Origin of the sequence: Ralstonia sp. 25mfcol4.1 (assembly GCF_900104095.1) — a bacterium.
Classification (GTDB): Bacteria; Pseudomonadota; Gammaproteobacteria; order Burkholderiales; family Burkholderiaceae; genus Cupriavidus.
In genome coordinates this window covers 235,181-251,421 of record NZ_FNJO01000004.1, presented here as the reverse complement: position 1 = coordinate 251,421, position 16,241 = coordinate 235,181, and the positions used below count along the sequence as shown (strand labels likewise).

The window sequence follows — 16,241 nt, the reverse complement described above, 5'->3', positions numbered from 1 at the left end:
CAGGCCTCACCAGGGCTACAGCGCCATTTCCAGCACCCGCGCCACGTGCAGGGCCTCGCGGCCAGCGCCGTCGTGGATCTGGTGGCGGCAGCTGGTGCCATCGGCCACCACCAGCGTATCGGCATCGGCCTTGCGCACTGCGGGCAGCAGCGACAGTTCCCCCATCCTCATCGACACCTCGTGGTGCTCGGCCTCGTAGCCGAAGCTGCCGGCCATGCCGCAGCATGACGATTCGATCAGCGCGGTCTCGAGTTCCGGAATCCAGCCCAGCACCTGCTCCACCGGCCGTACCGCGTCGAATGCCTTCTGGTGGCAATGGCCGTGCAGCAGCGCCTGCTGGTGGCCGATCGGCTTCAGGGTCGGCGCGAAGCGGCCGGCCGCGTGTTCGCGCACCAGGAATTCCTCGAACAGGAACGCGTTGTCCGCCAGCGCACGGGCCGCGTCGCCGTAGCCGTACTGCAGGAATTCGTCGCGCATCGACAGCAGGCACGACGGTTCAAGGCCCACCACCGCCACGCCGCGCGAGACAAAGGGCAGCAGCGTGTCGAGCGCGCGCTTCGCTTCGGCCTTCGCTTCGTCGACCAGACCCGCCGCCAGGAAGGTGCGGCCGCAGCACAGCGGACGCTCGCCTGGCACGCCCGACAGGTGCACGGTGTAGCCGGCCGCTTCCAGCACGCGATGCGCCGCGCGTGCGTTGCCGGGTTCCATGTGGTTGTTGAAGGTGTCGACGAACAGCACCACCTCCTTGCCGCCGGCGGGCCGTGCCCGGTAGTCGTCGCGCAGGAACGCCGGCTGCCAGCGCGGCAGCGAGCGTCTGGCCGACAGCCCGAGCAGCCGCTCGCCCAGTTGGGGCAGCCCCGGCAGGCGGTCGCGCAGGTTGAACAGCCAGGGCAGCTTGCTGGCGGTGGCCGCATAGCGCGGCAGGAAGGCCACGAGCTTGTCGCGCAGGCGCAGGCGGCCCGCGCGGGCGTTGGCGGCGCGCACCTCGATCTTCATCTTGGCCATGTCGATGCCGGTGGGGCAATCGCGCTTGCAGCCCTTGCAGGACACGCACAGGTCCATGGTGTCCTTGACCGCCGGATCGAGCAGGCCCTCGCTGCCAAGCTGACCCGACAGCGCCAGCCGCAGCGTATTGGCCCGCCCGCGCGTCAGGTGCTGCTCGTCGCGCGTGACGCGATAGCTCGGGCACATGGTGCCGGCGTCGAACTTGCGGCAGTGGCCGTTGTTGTTGCACATCTCCACGGCGGCAGCCAGGCCGTTGGCGGGGTCGAGCCCGGTGCCCGGCGTGCTTTCCACTTCGGTGACAGGATCGCGCGTGACGTTCCAGGCCGACCAGTCCAGCGCCGGCTGCAGCGGCTTGACGGTATAGCCCGGCGGGAAGCGGAACAGCGACGTGTCGTCCATCTTCGGCGTGCGCACGATCTTGCCGGGGTTGCAGCGGTTGTCGGGATCGAACAGCGCCTTGATCTCGGCAAACGCATTCGCCAGCGACGGCCCGAACTGCCAGGCCACCCATTCGCCCCGGCACAGGCCGTCGCCATGCTCGCCCGAGTACGCGCCCTTGTACTCGCGCACCATGGCCGCCGCTTCTTCGGCGATGGCGCGCATCTTGGCGGCGCCGTCGCGGCGCATGTCCAGGATGGGCCGCACATGCAGCGTGCCCACGCTGGCGTGCGCGTACCAGGTGCCGCGCGTGCCGTGCTTGTGGAAGACCTCGGTCAGCCGCGACGTGTATTCGGCCAGGTGTTCGAGCGGCACCGCGCAGTCCTCGATGAACGACACCGGCTTGCCGTCGCCCTTCATGCTCATCATGATGTTCAGGCCGGCCTTGCGCACTTCCCAGAGCGCCTTTTGCGGGCCGGCGTCGGGCATCTCCACGACCGAGCCGGGCAGGCCCAGATCGGCCATCAATTCCACCAGCTGGCGCAGGCCGCGCAGCGTGGCGTCGCGGTCTTCGCCGGCAAACTCCACCAGCAGAATGGCCTCGGGCTCGCCGGTCAGCGCCTTGTCGATAACGGGGCGGAAGGCGGGGTTGCTGCGCGCCAGGTCGATCATGGTGCGGTCCACCAGCTCCACGGCTGCCGGCTTGAGCGCCACGATATGGCGCGTCAGGTCCATCGACTGGTAGAACGTCGGGAAATTGACCACGCCCAGCGTCTTGTGCGTGGGCAGCGGCGCAAGTTGCAGCGTGATCTGGCGGAAGTAGGCCAGCGTGCCCTCCGATCCCACCAGCAGATGGGCCAGATTGACGCTGCCGTCGGCGGTGTAGGGCCGCTCGTTCCGGGGCTGGAAGATATCGAGGTTGTAGCCGCCCACGCGGCGCAGTACCGTCGGATACATCTGCGCGATGGCCTCGCGTTCGCGCTCGGCGATGCGGCGCACGCCATCGGCAATGGTGCGGTGGGGCGCATCCTCGGCCGGCCAGCGGGCGTCGAAGCGGACGTCGTCGCCGTTGGCCAGGATGGCCTGCACGCCCAGCACGTTGTGCACCATGTTGCCGTACTGGATCGAGCGCGAGCCGCACGAGTTGTTGCCGGTCATGCCGCCGATCGTGCATTGCGCGGCGGTGGAGACATCCACCGGGAACCACAGGCCATGGGGCTTGAGCCACGCGTTCAGGTGATCGAGCACGATGCCGGGCTGCACGGTGACCGTGCGCGCCTGTGGATCGAAGTCGATCACCTGGTTCAGGTACTTGCTGTTGTCGATGACCAGCGCCTCGCCTACCGTCTGGCCGCACTGGCTGGTGCCGCCGCCGCGCGGCAGCAGCGGCGCCTTCAGGTCGCGGGCGATGTCCAGGGCCAGCCGCGCGTCGGCTTCATCGCGCGGCACCACCACGCCCAGCGGCATGATCTGGTAGATCGACGCGTCGGTGGCATAGCGGCCGCGGCTGGCGGTATCGAACAGCACGTCGCCGCGCAGTTCGGCGGCCAGGCGCCGGTACAGCGGCGATTGCAGGGCCGGCGCGGCGGTCGCGCCGGGCATGAAGCGCAGCGGTTGCACGCCGGGTGGCGTGGGGGTGACAGGCAAGGCCATGAGCGGGGATGTCTCCGGTTGCGGACACTCGAAGACGCCGCCATGGCCCGAAGCGCCCGCTGCGGGCGCTCCGGTTCAGGCGGCGACGTTCTGTGCGCGTTCTAGTTCGGCGATCAGCGCGTCGTGCTTGTGTTCCAAGTGCGCGCGCAGGATGTCACGCAGGGCCGCACCGTCGCGCTTCGCCAGGGCATCGAGCATGTCGCCGTGCTCGCGCACGGCCATGTCCCATTTGTCGTGGTCGAAGTTCGAGCGGAAACGCAGCGCCTGGATACGCAGGTTGATGCGTCGATAGGTCTCCTCAAGAATCGGATTGCGCGCCGCCGCGTTGATGGCGTCGTGGATGCGGCGGTTCAGCGCGTAGTAATTGGGCAGGTCGCGCCGGGCGTGGCAGGCCAGCATTTCGAAGTGCAACGCGCGGATCTCGTTGAGCTCGGCCTCGGTGATGCGCTGGCAGGCCAGTTCGCCCGACATGGCTTCGAGCGCGCCCATCATCTCGAACAGGTGATTGACGGTTTCGGTCGACAACACCACCACCTCGGCGCCCCGGTTCGGCAGCAGCGTCACCAGCCCGTCGGCGGCCAGCACCTTGAACGCTTCGCGCAACGGCGTGCGGGATACCTGCAGCAGATCGCACAGCACGCGTTCATTGAGCCGCGTGCCTGGCGCGAGATCGCCCTCCATGATCATCGTGCGCAGGCGCTGGGCCACCGCCACATGCAGGATCTGGCGGTCGACGGCTTGCGAGGAAAGGGTCGGAGAAGTGCTCATCAGGGATCGTGTGGCTTGACAGTATTGTATTCAAAACCTACTCTGGGGCAAGCACGAATCACGTTCCGGTGCGATTTCCGGTGCCCGGAACCATGCAGCGACTGGCATAAAAGTCATATAGTTGTTGATTTATAAGGCTTTTTGGCGAAACGGCGGGCGTGCATACCTGCCAACATTATCCCGCATGCCGGCGCCGCAGTGCATCCCAGTTTTTTGAATACAAAATTCAAACATAAGGACACGAGGCGACATGATCCGACTGAATTCCCATCCGAGCGGCCGGCACTTCCTGCAGATTCCGGGCCCCACCAACGTGCCGGACCGGGTGCTGCGCGCGATGGACTACCCGACCATCGACCACCGTGGCCCCGAATTCCAGCAGCTCGGCAAGAAGGTGCTGGCCGATATCCGCAAGGTCTTCCAGACCGAGCAGCCCGTGGTGATCTATCCGGCCTCGGGCACCGGCGCGTGGGAAGCGGCGCTGGTCAACACGCTGTCGCCGGGCGACAAGGTGCTGATGTACGAAACCGGCCATTTCGCGTCGCTGTGGAAGAAGATGGCCGACAAGCTGGGCCTGAACCCGGAATTCATCGTGGGCGACTGGCGCCACGGCGTGGATGCGGCAGCCGTTGGCGCGCGCCTGGCCGCCGACAGCAACCACGAGATCAAGGCGGTCTGCGTGGTGCACAACGAAACCTCGACCGGCGTCACGTCCGACGTGGCGGCGGTGCGCCGTGCCATCGATGCTGCCAATCACCCGGCCCTGCTGCTGGTGGATACGATCTCGTCGCTGGGTTCGGTCGACTATCGTCACGACGAGTGGGGCGTGGACGTCACCGTGTCCGGCTCGCAAAAGGGCCTGATGCTGCCGCCGGGCATCTCGTTCAATGCGGTCAGCCAGAAGGCGATTGCCGCGTCGGCCAAGGCGAAGCTGCCAAAGGCGTTCTGGGGCTGGGAAGAGATCCTCGAATCGAACAAGAACGGTTTCTGGCCGTACACCCCGGCCACCAACCTGCTCTACGGGCTGTCCGAAGCGTGCGACATGCTGCTGGAGGAAGGCCTGCCGAACGTGTTCGCGCGCCACCAGCGCCATGCGGCTGCCACGCGTGCCTGCGTGACGGCCTGGGGGCTGGAGATCCTGTGCCAGAACCCGGCCGAATACAGCCCGGCGCTGACCGCCGTGGTCATGCCCGACGGCCACAGCGCCGATGCGTTCCGCAAGACCGTGCTGGAGAACTTCAACATGTCGCTGGGGCAGGGCCTGTCGAAGCTGTCTGGCAAGGTCTTCCGGATCGGCCACCTGGGCGATTTCAACGACCTGACGCTGATGGGCACGCTGGCCGGCGTGGAGATGGGACTGGCGCTGGCGGGCGTGCCGCACCGTACCGGCGGCGTACTGGCCGCGATGGAAAGCCTGCGCAATGCCGCGGCGTCGCAACCTGCGTTGCGCGCGGCCTGATCCCGATCCGGCCAACCCGACCGATGTAGCAGAAAGAGGTGGCCCCTCAGAGGCCGCCACGACAACAGGCCGATGCGCCGCCAGAGCGCACGGCCGCCACCCAAAGGAGACAGACCATGACGTTTCGTTATGCTGCGCGCGCGCTTGCCTGCGCCTCGCTGTTTGGTGTCGCGCTGGCCGCCGCGCCGGCTTTTGCATGGGAACCCACCAAGCCGGTGGAGGTGGTCGTGCCCTTCAGCGCCGGCGGCGCGTCGGACCAGATGGCGCGGTCGATCCAGGGCATCATCGCCAAGCACAAGCTGATGAACCAGCCGATGATCGTCGTGAACAAGGCCGGTGCCAGTGGCGCGGAAGGCCTGATGGATACCAAGGCCTCGAAGGGTGACGCGCACAAGCTGCTGGTCACGTCGTCGGCGCTGTACACCGTGCCGATGATCAGCCAGTTGCCGTTCAACTGGCGCGACCTGACGCCGGTGGCCATGGTCGCCATGGACGAGTTCGTGCTCTGGACCAACGCCGAGGCGCCGTACAAGACGCCATCCGACTATCTGGCCGAAGTGAAGAAGACGCCGGGCAAGTTCAAGATGGGCGGCACGAGCTCCAAGCGCGAAGACCAGATCATCACCGCGCAGACCGAGCGCAAGGCCGGCGTGCGCTTCATCTACATCCCGTACAAGGGCGGCGGCGAGGCGGCCACGCAGTTGTCGGGCAAGCATATCGACTCCAACGTCAACAACCCGTCCGAATCGATCGGCCAGTGGCGTGCCGGCGAGCACCGGGCGCTGTGCGTCTACGCACCCGAGCGCATGCAGTACACCACCCGGATCACGGGCACGCAGAGCTGGCACGACATCCCCACCTGCAAGGAACAGGGGCTGGACGTGCAATACCAGATGCTGCGCGTATTCATGCTGCCCGGCGGCGTCACGCCCGACCAGCAGAAGTACTACGTGGACCTGATGCAGAAGGTGGTGGCCACGCCCGAGTGGAAGGAATATCTGGAGAAGAACGCGCTCAAGAACGACTTCATCGCCGGCCCCAAGCTGGTGGAGTTCCTGACGGCCGACGAAACGCGCCACAAGGACATCATCAAGGAAGCGGGTTTCGTGGCGGCGAAGTAATTCGAGGCTGCCGGTTAGCTGCCCTTTCCCGCCCGGCGGGAGAGGAGAAGGGCGGGAGGGCCAGGGGCTCCGAATCGCGACATGCCGCAGTGCGAGCGGTCATGCCCTCTCCTTCAACCCTCTCCCACGCGGGGGGGGGAGCGGCGCAGAATACCTAGGGGACATCCATGAGTGAACAAACACATGACGCCGCCGCGCCGGTGGCGATCACGGTGCGCGCCGCCGAAATCGGCGTGGCCATCCTGATCGCCGCAGGCGCGGTGGTGGTGATGGTCAGCAACTACCAGATCGGTGCCGGCTGGGCGCCCGACGGCCCGGAGGCCGGCTATTTTCCGTTGCGCATCGGGGCGTTGATCTTCCTGGCCTGCCTGGTGGTGCTGTGGCAGGCGCTGCGCACGCCCAACGACGCGGTGTTCGTGACCTGGCCCCAGTTGAGGCAGGTGGCGGTGATCCTGGTGCCGCTGACGGTGTACGTGGCGCTGATCGCCTTCCTGGGCATCTACGTGGCATCGGCCATCTTCATTGCCGGCTTCATGCTGGTGATCGGCAAGTTTGCGTGGTGGCGCGCGGTGCTGACCGGCGTGGTCATCAACGCGGTGCTGTTCTGGATCTTTGAAATGCAGTTCCGCGTGCCGCTCCCCAAGGGGCCGCTCGAAGCGGCCTTTGGATTCTGAGGGGACGGGCATGGAAGAACTCAATGCACTGATGGGCGGCTTTGCCGTGGCGATGTCGTGGCACAACGTCGGGCTGATGCTGGTTGGCATCCTGCTCGGCATCGTGGTGGGTGTGCTGCCGGGCCTGGGCGGCCCCAACGGCGTGGCTATCCTGCTGCCGCTGACGTTCTCGATGGAACCCACGTCGGCCATCATCATGCTGTCGTGCATCTACTGGGGCGCGCTGTTTGGCGGGGCCATCACGTCGATCCTGTTCAACATACCGGGCGAAGCCTGGTCGGTGGCCACCACGTTCGACGGCTACCCGCTGGCGCAGCAGGGCGAGGCGGGGCGCGCGCTGACATCGGCATTCACGGGGTCGTTCCTGGGTGCACTGGCTGGCGTGCTGCTGATTACGTTCCTGGCGCCGATGGTGGCCAAGTTCGCGCTGCGCTTCGGGCCGCCGGAATTCTTCGCGGTGTACTTCCTGACGTTCTGCAGCTTCATCGGCATGGGCAAGGAAGCCAAGGCCAAGATCGTGATCGCGATGTGTATCGGCTTTGCGCTGGCCGCGGTGGGCATGGACACGGTGTCGGGCACGCTGCGCATGACCTTCGGCTCCACCGAACTGCTGCGCGGCTTCGACTTCCTGGTGGTGGTGATCGGCCTGTTCGGCATCAGCGAAATCCTGATGACGATGGAAGAGGGCGTCGCGTTCCGCGGCAAGCGCGCCAATATCGACCTCAAGGTAGTGCTGAAGACCTGGGCGGAACTGCCGCGCTACTGGATGACGCTGATCCGCTCGTCCATCATCGGCTGCTGGCTCGGCGTGACGCCGGGCGGCGCGACGGCGGCGTCGTTCATGGGGTACGGCGTAGCCAAGCGGTTTTCGCGCAAGCGCGAGACGTTCGGCAAAGGCAATGTCGAAGGCGTGATCGCGCCGGAGTGCGCCGCCCACGCGGCCGGCACCAGCGCGCTGCTGCCGATGCTGGCACTGGGCATTCCGGGTTCGGCCACGGCCGCGGTGCTGCTGGGCGGGCTGATGATCTGGGGGCTGCAACCTGGGCCGCTGCTGTTCACCGAGCAGAAGACCTTTGTCTGGGGCCTGATCGCGAGCATGTACCTGGGCAACCTGGCCGGGCTGATCGTGGTGCTGTCGACGGTGCCGCTGTTCGCCGCCATCCTGCGTATCCCGTTCGCGATCATTGCACCGCTGATCCTGGTGGTCTGTGCGATCGGCGCGTTCACGGTGCACAACGCCATGTTCGATGTCTGGCTGATGCTGATCTTCGGCGTGATCGGCTACGTGCTGAAGAAGCTCGACTACCCGCTGGCGCCGCTGGTGCTGGCGCTGGTGCTGGGTGACCGCGCCGAGGACGCGTTCCGGCAGACCATGCTGATGTCGCAGGGCGAGATGAACGTGTTCTGGTCCAACGGCCTGGTGGGCACGATCATGGCGCTGGCTGTTGTGATCCTGGTCTGGCCGGTGCTTGGGGGCCTGCTGGAAAAGACGAAGCGCCGCAAGATGATGTCGGCGCATGAAGGAGCAGCGGAATGAGCGAAGGACTGATCGAACAGGGCACGCTGCTGGTCACGCGCGACGCCGCGGTGGCCACCATCGTGCTGAACCGGCCGGCCAGGCTGAATGCCTTCACGCTGGACATGTGGCGCCAGCTTGGCGAAGCGTTCCGTGCGCTGTCGGCCGACGATTCGGTACGCTGCGTGATCGTGCGCGGCGCCGGCGAAAAGGCGTTCTCGCCCGGCAACGACATCGGCGAGTTCGAGACCACGCGATCCAACAAGCAGCAGGCCGTGGCCTATGGCGCGGTGATGCACGCCACGGCGCAGGCCATGCAGGACTGCCCGCATCCGGTGGTGGCGCAGATCCACGGCATCTGCGTGGGCGGCGGGCTGGAGGTGGCGGCGATGGCTGACATCCGCATCTGCGGGGCGAGCAGCCGCTTTGGCGCGCCGATCAAGAACCTGGGCCTGGTCATGGCGCACGCCGAGATGGCGCCGCTGATCCGGCTGATCGGCACCTCGCGCACGCTGGAGCTGCTGTTCGAGGGCCGCATCGTGGGCGCCGACGAGGCGCACGCAATGGGGCTGGTGTCGCGCGTGGTGCCCGATGATCAGGTGGCCGGCGAAGCGCAGGCCACGGCCGGGCGCATCGCTTCGGGCGCGCCGCTGGTGGCCCGCTGGCACAAGCGATTCGCGCGGCAGCTGGCGGAGGGCAAGCCGTTGTCGGCGGCCGATCTGGACGCCGCGTTCGACTGTTTCGATACCGAGGATTTCCGCACCGGCTATCGCGCGTTCCTGGCCAAGCAGGCGCCGAAGTTCGCCGGCCGCTAGTTTCGGAGGAGACCGATGTCCGATTTCACTTCCATGCAGCCCGGCGCGCTGGCCGGCCTGCGTGTGCTGGAACTCGCCCAGATCATGGCCGGCCCCACCTGCGGCATGATGCTGGCCGACCTGGGCGCCGACGTGATCAAGATCGAGAAGATCGACGGCGGCGACGACGCGCGGGGTTACAAGGAGCCGGCCATCAATGGCGTGTCGGCGCCGTTCCTGATGCTGAACCGCAACAAGCGCGGCATTGCGCTGGACCTCAAGAAGCCCGAGGGCCGCGAGGTGTTCCTGCGCATGGTGCGCAACGCCGACGTAGTGATCGAGAACTTCCGCAAGGGCACGCTCGAAAAGCTGGGCCTGGGCTACGACACGCTGTCCAAGGAGAACCCCGGCCTGATCTATTGCGCGATTTCGGGCTACGGGCGCAGCGGCCCCTATGCCGACAAGGGGGGCTTCGACCTGATCGCCCAGGGTTTTACCGGGCTGATGAGCATCACGGGCGAAGAGGGCGGTCCGCCGCTGCGCACGGGCAATTCCATCGCCGATATCAACGCCGGGCTGCTGGCCGCGTTCGGCATCCTGGCCGCCTGGCAGCACCGCCAGAAGACCGGGCGGGGACAGGTGGTGGAGACCTCGCTGATCGAGGCCGGGCTGCAGCAGCTCTACTGGCATGCGGCCATCCATTTCGCCACCGGCGAGTCGCCGGGGCCGAGCGGATCGGCACACGTGCTGGCCACGCCGTACCAGGCGTTTCCGACGCAGGACGGCCACATCATCGTCGGCGGTGCCAACGAGAAGAACTGGGCGCGCATTGCGCAGGTGCTGGGGCATCCCGAGTGGATCGACGATCCGCGCTTCCGGCTCAACGCGGACCGTATGCGGCATCGTGAGGCGCTGCTGCCGGAGATGGCCGACATCCTGATGACGCAACCGTCGGCCCACTGGCTCGATGCCTTCGATGCAGCCGGCGTGCCGGCCGGTCCCGTGCATTCGATCGGCGAGGCGCTGAACCATCCCCAGACGCTGGCGCGCGGCATGGTGGTGCGGCAGCAGCATGCCGAGGCGGGACCGATCCGTACGCTGGGGCTGCCGATCCAGCTATCGGAAACGCCCGCGCAGTATCACCGGCCATCGCCCAGGCTGGGCGAGCATACCCGTGCGCTGCTGGCGGAATTTGGCTATGGCGAGGCGGAAATTGCCGCGCTGCTGCAGGCGGGGGTGGTGTCGGAAGCGGCCGCGCCGGTGGCGGCCGTGTCCGAAGTGTAGCGAAGGGTCGAGCGTCAGCGCGTCAGTCGACGTAGAGCAGGATGCTGATGAACTGGCAGATGCTGCCGCCCAGTACGAACAGGTGCCAGATGCCGTGGAAGTGGCGCACACGCTCGTCGAACAGGAAGAACCCGATACCGGCGGTGTAGATCGCCCCGCCGGCCACCAGCCAGTACAGGCCTGCCGTCGGCAATGCGGCTGCAAGCGGCTGGAAGGCGATCAGCACCAGCCAGCCCATGATGACGTAGATCGACAGCGATATCACGCGGGTGCGATGGCCGATCCACAGTTCCTGGATGATGCCAATGGCGGCCAGGCCCCAGTTGATGCCGAACAGCGTCCAACCCCAGGGCCCGCGCAAGGTGACCAGCGCAAACGGCGTATAGCTGCCGGCGATCAGCAGGTAGATCGCGCAATAGTCGAGCCGGCGGAAGATGTCCTTGGCCGGCCCGCGCACGCTGTGATAGACGGTGGAAATCGTGTAGAGCAGCACCAGCGTGGTGCCGTAGACCACGGAGCTGACCACCTTCCAGGCGTCGTGATAGAGCGCCGACGAGGTGACCAGCACCGCCATGCCGGCGGCGGAAAGCACCGCGCCAGCGAGGTGACTGTAGCCGTTGAACCGTTCCCCGCGATACATCCCGAAAGCTCCGTCTGCGTAGTTGGCCAGCGGGCATTGTGGCATGGATCGCGGCGGAACACGGGTCAATGCCTGCAGAAGCAGGGTTATTTCATCGACAGGAAATGCTTCAGCGTGCGGGCATTGGCGGCCTTGGCGGCGGCATCCACGTAATGCACGCCCTGGTTGCGCGCAAACGCGTGCTGGCAGCCCGGATAGGTGTGAATCTCGACGTGGCGGTTGTCTTTTAAGGTTTCTACGATCTTCGCGCGCGATTCGGGCGGAACGAATTCGTCCGCCTCGGCAATATGCATCAGCAGCGGTTTTGCGATTTTCGACGCCTCGCCCAGGTACTTGTCCATGCCGACGCCGTAGTACGACACGCTGGCGTCGGTATCGGTGCGGGTGGCGCTCAGGAAGGCCAGCAGTCCGCCCAGGCAATAGCCCACGGTGCCCACGGCGTTGACGCCCGGCTGCTGGCGCGCCGCCTGGATGGTGGCGCCCACGTCGGCCATGCCCTTGTCGACATCGAAGCCGTTGTAGAGCGCAAACGCCTTTTTCCATTCCGCCTCGGTCTTGTCGGTCAGTTCCACGTTGGGCTCCTGCCGCCAGAACAGGTCCGGGCAGATCGCCACGAAGCCGTCGCGCGCGAAGTTGTCGCAGGTTTCGCGCAGGTCGGCATTGATTCCGAAGATTTCCTGAAGCACGACGATGGCCGCGCCATTCGCGTTGCCGGCATCGGGGGTGGCGAGGTAGGCGGCAAAACTGCCGTCCGGCACGGTGATGGTGATTCGCTGCGACTGGGCCATGGGGGCGCTCCTGGCATGTGGGAAAGAGGGTTGAAGGGGCCAACTCAACAAGCTTAGGCGACACACGTCACAGCATGGCCGCAACCGCTGAACCCTGCCGACGCGGCGGCGCCCATGTTCATTCGCAATGTGTCTTCGCTCAAACGCGCGACTGGTATCGCTTCGGTCACATCGTTGACATAACAAGCGTCCAGACTTCAATTCTCGCCCGCAGACACCCTCCTTTGGAGGGGTAGGCCTTGTACATCAAGACATTGAGAGACAAGGGCGGCCGGGATCGTGCGCGGGCATCCGGATATTTGACGCCCGAACCGTCACCTGAAATTCTCTGACCTCGAACCATGACAACCACGAAAACTGTTCATTTGCGCATGCGCAGGCCGATGCTCGGAGCCGGTGTCCTGTGCCTGGCGCTGATGCTCGGCGCCTGCGGCGGCGACGACAACAACAATTCGACGCCCCCTGCCACGGGTGGCGGCAACGGCGGCAATGGCGGTACCACGCCGACAGCCTGCACCACGGCGCACTGCGCGCCGGCCCCCTGATCCGCCCTGAGCAGAATCCCGCGCCTACCCACACCACAGACACCGACCCGGCATGACATTCAACCCTTCCAAGCGCAAATTCCTGCGCAACACGCTCGGCACCGCTGCCGCCGCCGCCACGCTGGCATCGTTCCCGCCCAGCATCCGCCGCGCGCTGGCCATCGAGGCGAACAACGTCACCGGCACGATCCAGGACGTGAAGCACGTCGTGCTGCTGATGCTCGAAAACCGCTCGTTCGACAGCTACTTCGGCACCTTCAAGGGCGTGCGCGGCTACGGCGACCGCTTTGCGATTCCGCTGGCGAACGGCCAGAACGCGTTCTTCCAGACCGATGCCACCAATGCCACGATCACGCCGTACCGGCTGGATGGCTCGCTGGGCAACGCGCAACGCGCGGGCAGCACGCCGCATACCTGGCCCGACGCGCAGAATGCCTGGGACCACGGCCGCATGAACCGTTGGCCCGTGGCCAAGAACCGGCTGTCGATGTCGTATTTCGACACCCCCGAGGTGCCGTTCCAGCGCGCGCTGGCCGATGCCTTCACGCTGTGCGACGCGTATCACTGCTCGATGCACACGGGCACGATCCCGAACCGCCTGTTCTACTGGACCGGCACGAACGGTCCGAGCGGCGCGAACGTGGCGGCCATGGTCAACGAGTTCAACGGCGGCAACGACGTCGGGCCGTCGACGCAGGGCTGGACGTGGAAGACCTATGCCGACCGCCTGGTGGATGCCGGCGTGAGCTGGAAGGTCTATCAGAGCCTGGCCGACAACTACGGCTGCAACGAGATGATGAGCTTCCAGCATTGGCGCGCGGCCATGGAATCGATGCCGGCGGCACGCCGTCCGGTAGCGCTGCCAGGGGTCTCGCCGGCCTACGATCCGGCCATCGACGATGCGCTGAGTCCGCTGGCCAAAGGCTTCGGCAATACCATGCCCGACGGGCTGCTGCAGTCGTTCCGTGATGACGTCCAGAACGGCACGCTGCCGGAAGTTTCCTGGATCATCCCGCCGTCGCTGTACAGCGAGCACCCGGGGCCGTCGAGCCCGGCGCAGGGCGGCTGGTATGTGCAGCAGGTGCTGGACGCACTGACGGCCAATCCCGAGGTCTTCAGCAAGACCGTGCTGCTGATCAACTACGACGAGAACGACGGCTTTTTCGACCACCTGCCGCCGCCGTCGGCCCCGTCGCGCAACGCCGATGCGTCGCTGGCCGGCGGCAGCACGCTCAGCGCGGCCGACATGGCCTTCGAGTATCACAACTACACGCCGGCCACGGCCAACCAGTCGGCCATCGACGGCAAGCCCTACGGCCCGGGCCCGCGCGTGCCGATGTGGATCGTGTCGCCGTGGAGCCGTGGCGGCTGGGTCAACTCGCAGGTATTCGATCACACATCGACGCTGCTCTTCCTGGAAAAGCGCTTTGGCGTGAAGGAACCACAGGTCGGCGCCTACCGCCGTGCGGTGTGTGGCGACCTGACGTCGGCCTTCAACTTCGTCAACCCGAACACCGATCCGCTGCCGACGCTGGCCGGTCGCAGCACCAAGGTGACGGTCGACAACCTGGCCCTGACGCAGAAGGCATCGGCCGCCATTCCGGTGCCCACCACCGCCGTGCTGCCGCCGCAGGCCACCGGCACGCGGCCATCGCGTGCGCTGCCCTACGAACTGCACACCACGTCGCACATCGACGCGGGAGCCCGGACGGTGACGCTGAGCTTCGTCAATGGCGGCACGGCGGGCGCGGTCTTCCACGTCTACGACAAGCTGCACCTCGATGCCATTCCGCGCCGCTACGTGGTGGAGGCTGGCAAGAGCCTGGACGGCGTGTGGAGCGTGGCGGCCGACAACGGCAAGTACGACCTCTGGGTGCTGGGCCCGAACGGCTATCACCGTGAATTCATTGGCGATGTGTCCGAGCAGGCGGCGGCCGGCGGTGTGGAAATCCAGGTCTGCTACGAACTGTGCGATCCGGCAACGCTGCAGGTCAAGCTGCACAACCGTGGCGACAAGGCGTGCACATTCGCGGCAACGGCCCGGGCATATCGCACCGACGGTCCGTGGAGGCAGACCGTGGCGCCGGGGCAGGTGGGCGAACTGAGCTGGACGCTTGGCGATAGCGGCAACTGGTACGACTTCGAGATCAGCTGCGATCGGGCGCCGTCGCTGCGCCGCCGTATCGCGGGCCGCATCGAGACCGGCAAGGACTCGGTCAGCGATCCGGCGATGGGCCAGGTGTCGTAAGCAGGCGTCCCGATGCATCGCGGGTGATGCAGGTGCCGGCCGGCATGGCGTGTACACTTGCCGGCTGGCACCGGGCCCCACGTGCCGGGCCGGTGCCGCTCCTGAAAACCGGACCCACGACACACGTCACACGACACAGAATCTCATGAAGAAAATCTCCCTGCTCCTCGCAGCCGTTGCGCTGACCGCTTCGGGTCTGGCCGCCGCTGCCGAAACGCTGCCTTCGGGCGTGGTCGTCGATACCGTGACCAAGGGCACGGGCCCGTCGCCCAAGGCGTCGGACACCGTCAAGGTGCACTATCGCGGCACGCTGACCGACGGCACGGAATTCGACAGCTCGTACAAGCGCGGCCAGCCGATCTCGTTCCCGCTGAACCGCGTGATCCCGTGCTGGACCGAAGGCGTGCAGAAGATGCAGGTGGGCGGCAAGGTCAAGCTGACCTGCCCGGCCTCGACGGCCTACGGCGCACGCGGCGTGCCGGGCACGATCCCGCCCAACGCCACGCTGAACTTTGAAGTGGAGCTGCTGGGCATCGGCGGCTGATTGGTTTCGCCCTTCTCCCGACTGGCGGGAGAAGGGAGTCTTACCCTCCATAACTAGAAGAGGATCCGCATGGATTCCGTGTTTATCGTTGTCGCGCTTGGCGCCGTCGTCGCCGGGTTTGTCCAGGGGCTTTCCGGATTTGCCTTCGGCATGGTGGCGATGTCGTTCTGGGCCTGGGGCGTGGAACCGCGCATGGCCGCGGCGATGTCCGTATTTGGCGCACTGACCGGCCAGTTGCTGGCGGCGTTCACGGTGCGGCGCAAGTTTCATCTTTCCACGGTGCTGCCGTTCCTGCTGGGCGGCATCGTCGGCATTCCCATCGGCGTGAGCCTGCTGCCGCGACTCGACGTCAACCTGTTCAAGCTGTGCCTTGGCATGATCCTGGTGATCTGGTGCCCGATCATGCTGTTCTCGGCCCGCATTCCGCCGATCCGCCATGGCGGCCGCGTGGCCGACGGCCTTGTCGGGGTCATTGGCGGCATCATGGGCGGCATCGGCGGATTCACGGGCATCGCGCCCACGCTATGGTGCACCCTGCGCGGTTTCGACAAGGACAGGCAGCGCGTGGTGATCCAGAACTTCAACCTCGGCGCGCTGATCGTGACGATGTCGATCTACGTGGGCACGGGAATCATCACGCGCGACATGTTGCCGATGTTCGCCATCGTGGCGCCGGCCATGCTGATTCCGACGCTGATCGGCACGCGCGTCTACATTGGCATCAGCGACCTCGCCTTCCGGCGCATCGTCCTGACCCTGCTGACCTGCTCGGGCGTGGCGATGCTCGTGGCGTCCGTGCCCAAGGTGCTTGGCTGAGCACTTCA

At 66.3% G+C, this 16,241-nt stretch carries 14 protein-coding genes; 10 read left to right on the top strand and 4 right to left on the bottom strand.

All coding sequences use genetic code 11. The features are described from left to right. Nucleotides 1–15 precede the first annotated feature (15 nt). Both BLQ58_RS09625 and BLQ58_RS09620 read right to left on the bottom strand, forming a co-directional pair. Nucleotides 16–3,036 (bottom strand): FAD-binding and (Fe-S)-binding domain-containing protein, encoded by a 3,021-nt coding sequence (locus tag BLQ58_RS09625; RefSeq protein ID WP_092597062.1) that lies wholly within the window; start codon nucleotides 3,034–3,036, stop codon nucleotides 16–18. 75 nt (nucleotides 3,037–3,111) lie between these two features. After that, nucleotides 3,112–3,804, bottom strand: a complete 693-nt coding sequence (locus tag BLQ58_RS09620) for a GntR family transcriptional regulator (protein ID WP_092597059.1) — start codon at nucleotides 3,802–3,804, stop codon at nucleotides 3,112–3,114. 250 nt (nucleotides 3,805–4,054) lie between these two features. On the opposite strand from BLQ58_RS09620, the gene BLQ58_RS09615 reads away from it, so the two are divergent. From BLQ58_RS09615 to BLQ58_RS09590, 6 genes are all read left to right on the top strand, one after another. Next, complete coding sequence (locus tag BLQ58_RS09615) at nucleotides 4,055–5,263, top strand: pyridoxal-phosphate-dependent aminotransferase family protein (protein ID WP_092597056.1); 1,209 nt, start codon at nucleotides 4,055–4,057, stop codon at nucleotides 5,261–5,263. Between the two features lie 116 nt (nucleotides 5,264–5,379). Continuing rightward, complete coding sequence (locus tag BLQ58_RS09610; RefSeq protein ID WP_092597053.1) at nucleotides 5,380–6,384, top strand: Bug family tripartite tricarboxylate transporter substrate binding protein; 1,005 nt, start codon at nucleotides 5,380–5,382, stop codon at nucleotides 6,382–6,384. Nucleotides 6,385–6,551: 167 nt separating this feature from the next. Beyond that, complete coding sequence (locus tag BLQ58_RS09605; RefSeq protein WP_092597050.1) at nucleotides 6,552–7,058, top strand: tripartite tricarboxylate transporter TctB family protein; 507 nt, start codon at nucleotides 6,552–6,554, stop codon at nucleotides 7,056–7,058. A 10-nt stretch (nucleotides 7,059–7,068) separates the two neighbouring features. Then, nucleotides 7,069–8,595 (top strand): tripartite tricarboxylate transporter permease, encoded by a 1,527-nt coding sequence (locus BLQ58_RS09600; protein ID WP_092597046.1) that lies wholly within the window; start codon nucleotides 7,069–7,071, stop codon nucleotides 8,593–8,595. Beyond that, complete coding sequence (locus tag BLQ58_RS09595) at nucleotides 8,592–9,389, top strand: enoyl-CoA hydratase/isomerase family protein (protein ID WP_092597043.1); 798 nt, start codon at nucleotides 8,592–8,594, stop codon at nucleotides 9,387–9,389. The genes BLQ58_RS09600 and BLQ58_RS09595 overlap by 4 nt, the downstream gene beginning before the upstream one ends. Before the next feature lie 15 nt (nucleotides 9,390–9,404). Then, the gene (locus BLQ58_RS09590) at nucleotides 9,405–10,652 is read left to right on the top strand and encodes a CaiB/BaiF CoA transferase family protein (protein ID WP_092597040.1); all 1,248 of its coding nucleotides are present in this window, start codon (nucleotides 9,405–9,407) and stop codon (nucleotides 10,650–10,652) included. Nucleotides 10,653–10,674: 22 nt separating this feature from the next. On the opposite strand, the gene BLQ58_RS09585 is transcribed toward BLQ58_RS09590, so the two are convergent. After that, nucleotides 10,675–11,292 carry a PAQR family membrane homeostasis protein TrhA gene (locus tag BLQ58_RS09585; RefSeq protein WP_092597037.1) on the bottom strand — a complete coding sequence of 206 codons (618 nt, stop codon included), beginning with the start codon at nucleotides 11,290–11,292 and terminating at the stop codon, nucleotides 10,675–10,677. A gap of 86 nt (nucleotides 11,293–11,378) precedes the next feature. After that, nucleotides 11,379–12,080 (bottom strand): dienelactone hydrolase family protein, encoded by a 702-nt coding sequence (locus BLQ58_RS09580; protein ID WP_092597034.1) that lies wholly within the window; start codon nucleotides 12,078–12,080, stop codon nucleotides 11,379–11,381. A gap of 341 nt (nucleotides 12,081–12,421) precedes the next feature. Here BLQ58_RS09580 and BLQ58_RS28750 point away from each other — a divergent pair, with 341 nt between their 5' ends. The 4 genes from BLQ58_RS28750 to BLQ58_RS09565 all read left to right on the top strand — a co-directional run bounded on the left by BLQ58_RS28750 (nucleotide 12,422) and on the right by BLQ58_RS09565 (nucleotide 16,233). Further along, nucleotides 12,422–12,625, top strand: a complete 204-nt coding sequence (locus BLQ58_RS28750) for a hypothetical protein (protein WP_139186084.1) — start codon at nucleotides 12,422–12,424, stop codon at nucleotides 12,623–12,625. Between the two features lie 52 nt (nucleotides 12,626–12,677). After that, nucleotides 12,678–14,873 (top strand): phosphocholine-specific phospholipase C, encoded by a 2,196-nt coding sequence (locus BLQ58_RS09575; protein ID WP_092597031.1) that lies wholly within the window; start codon nucleotides 12,678–12,680, stop codon nucleotides 14,871–14,873. A gap of 145 nt (nucleotides 14,874–15,018) precedes the next feature. Next, complete coding sequence (locus tag BLQ58_RS09570) at nucleotides 15,019–15,417, top strand: FKBP-type peptidyl-prolyl cis-trans isomerase (RefSeq protein ID WP_066740848.1); 399 nt, start codon at nucleotides 15,019–15,021, stop codon at nucleotides 15,415–15,417. 69 nt (nucleotides 15,418–15,486) lie between these two features. Beyond that, nucleotides 15,487–16,233, top strand: coding sequence for a sulfite exporter TauE/SafE family protein (locus BLQ58_RS09565; protein ID WP_092597028.1), 747 nt, complete (start codon nucleotides 15,487–15,489; stop codon nucleotides 16,231–16,233). Nucleotides 16,234–16,241: the final 8 nt, after the last annotated feature.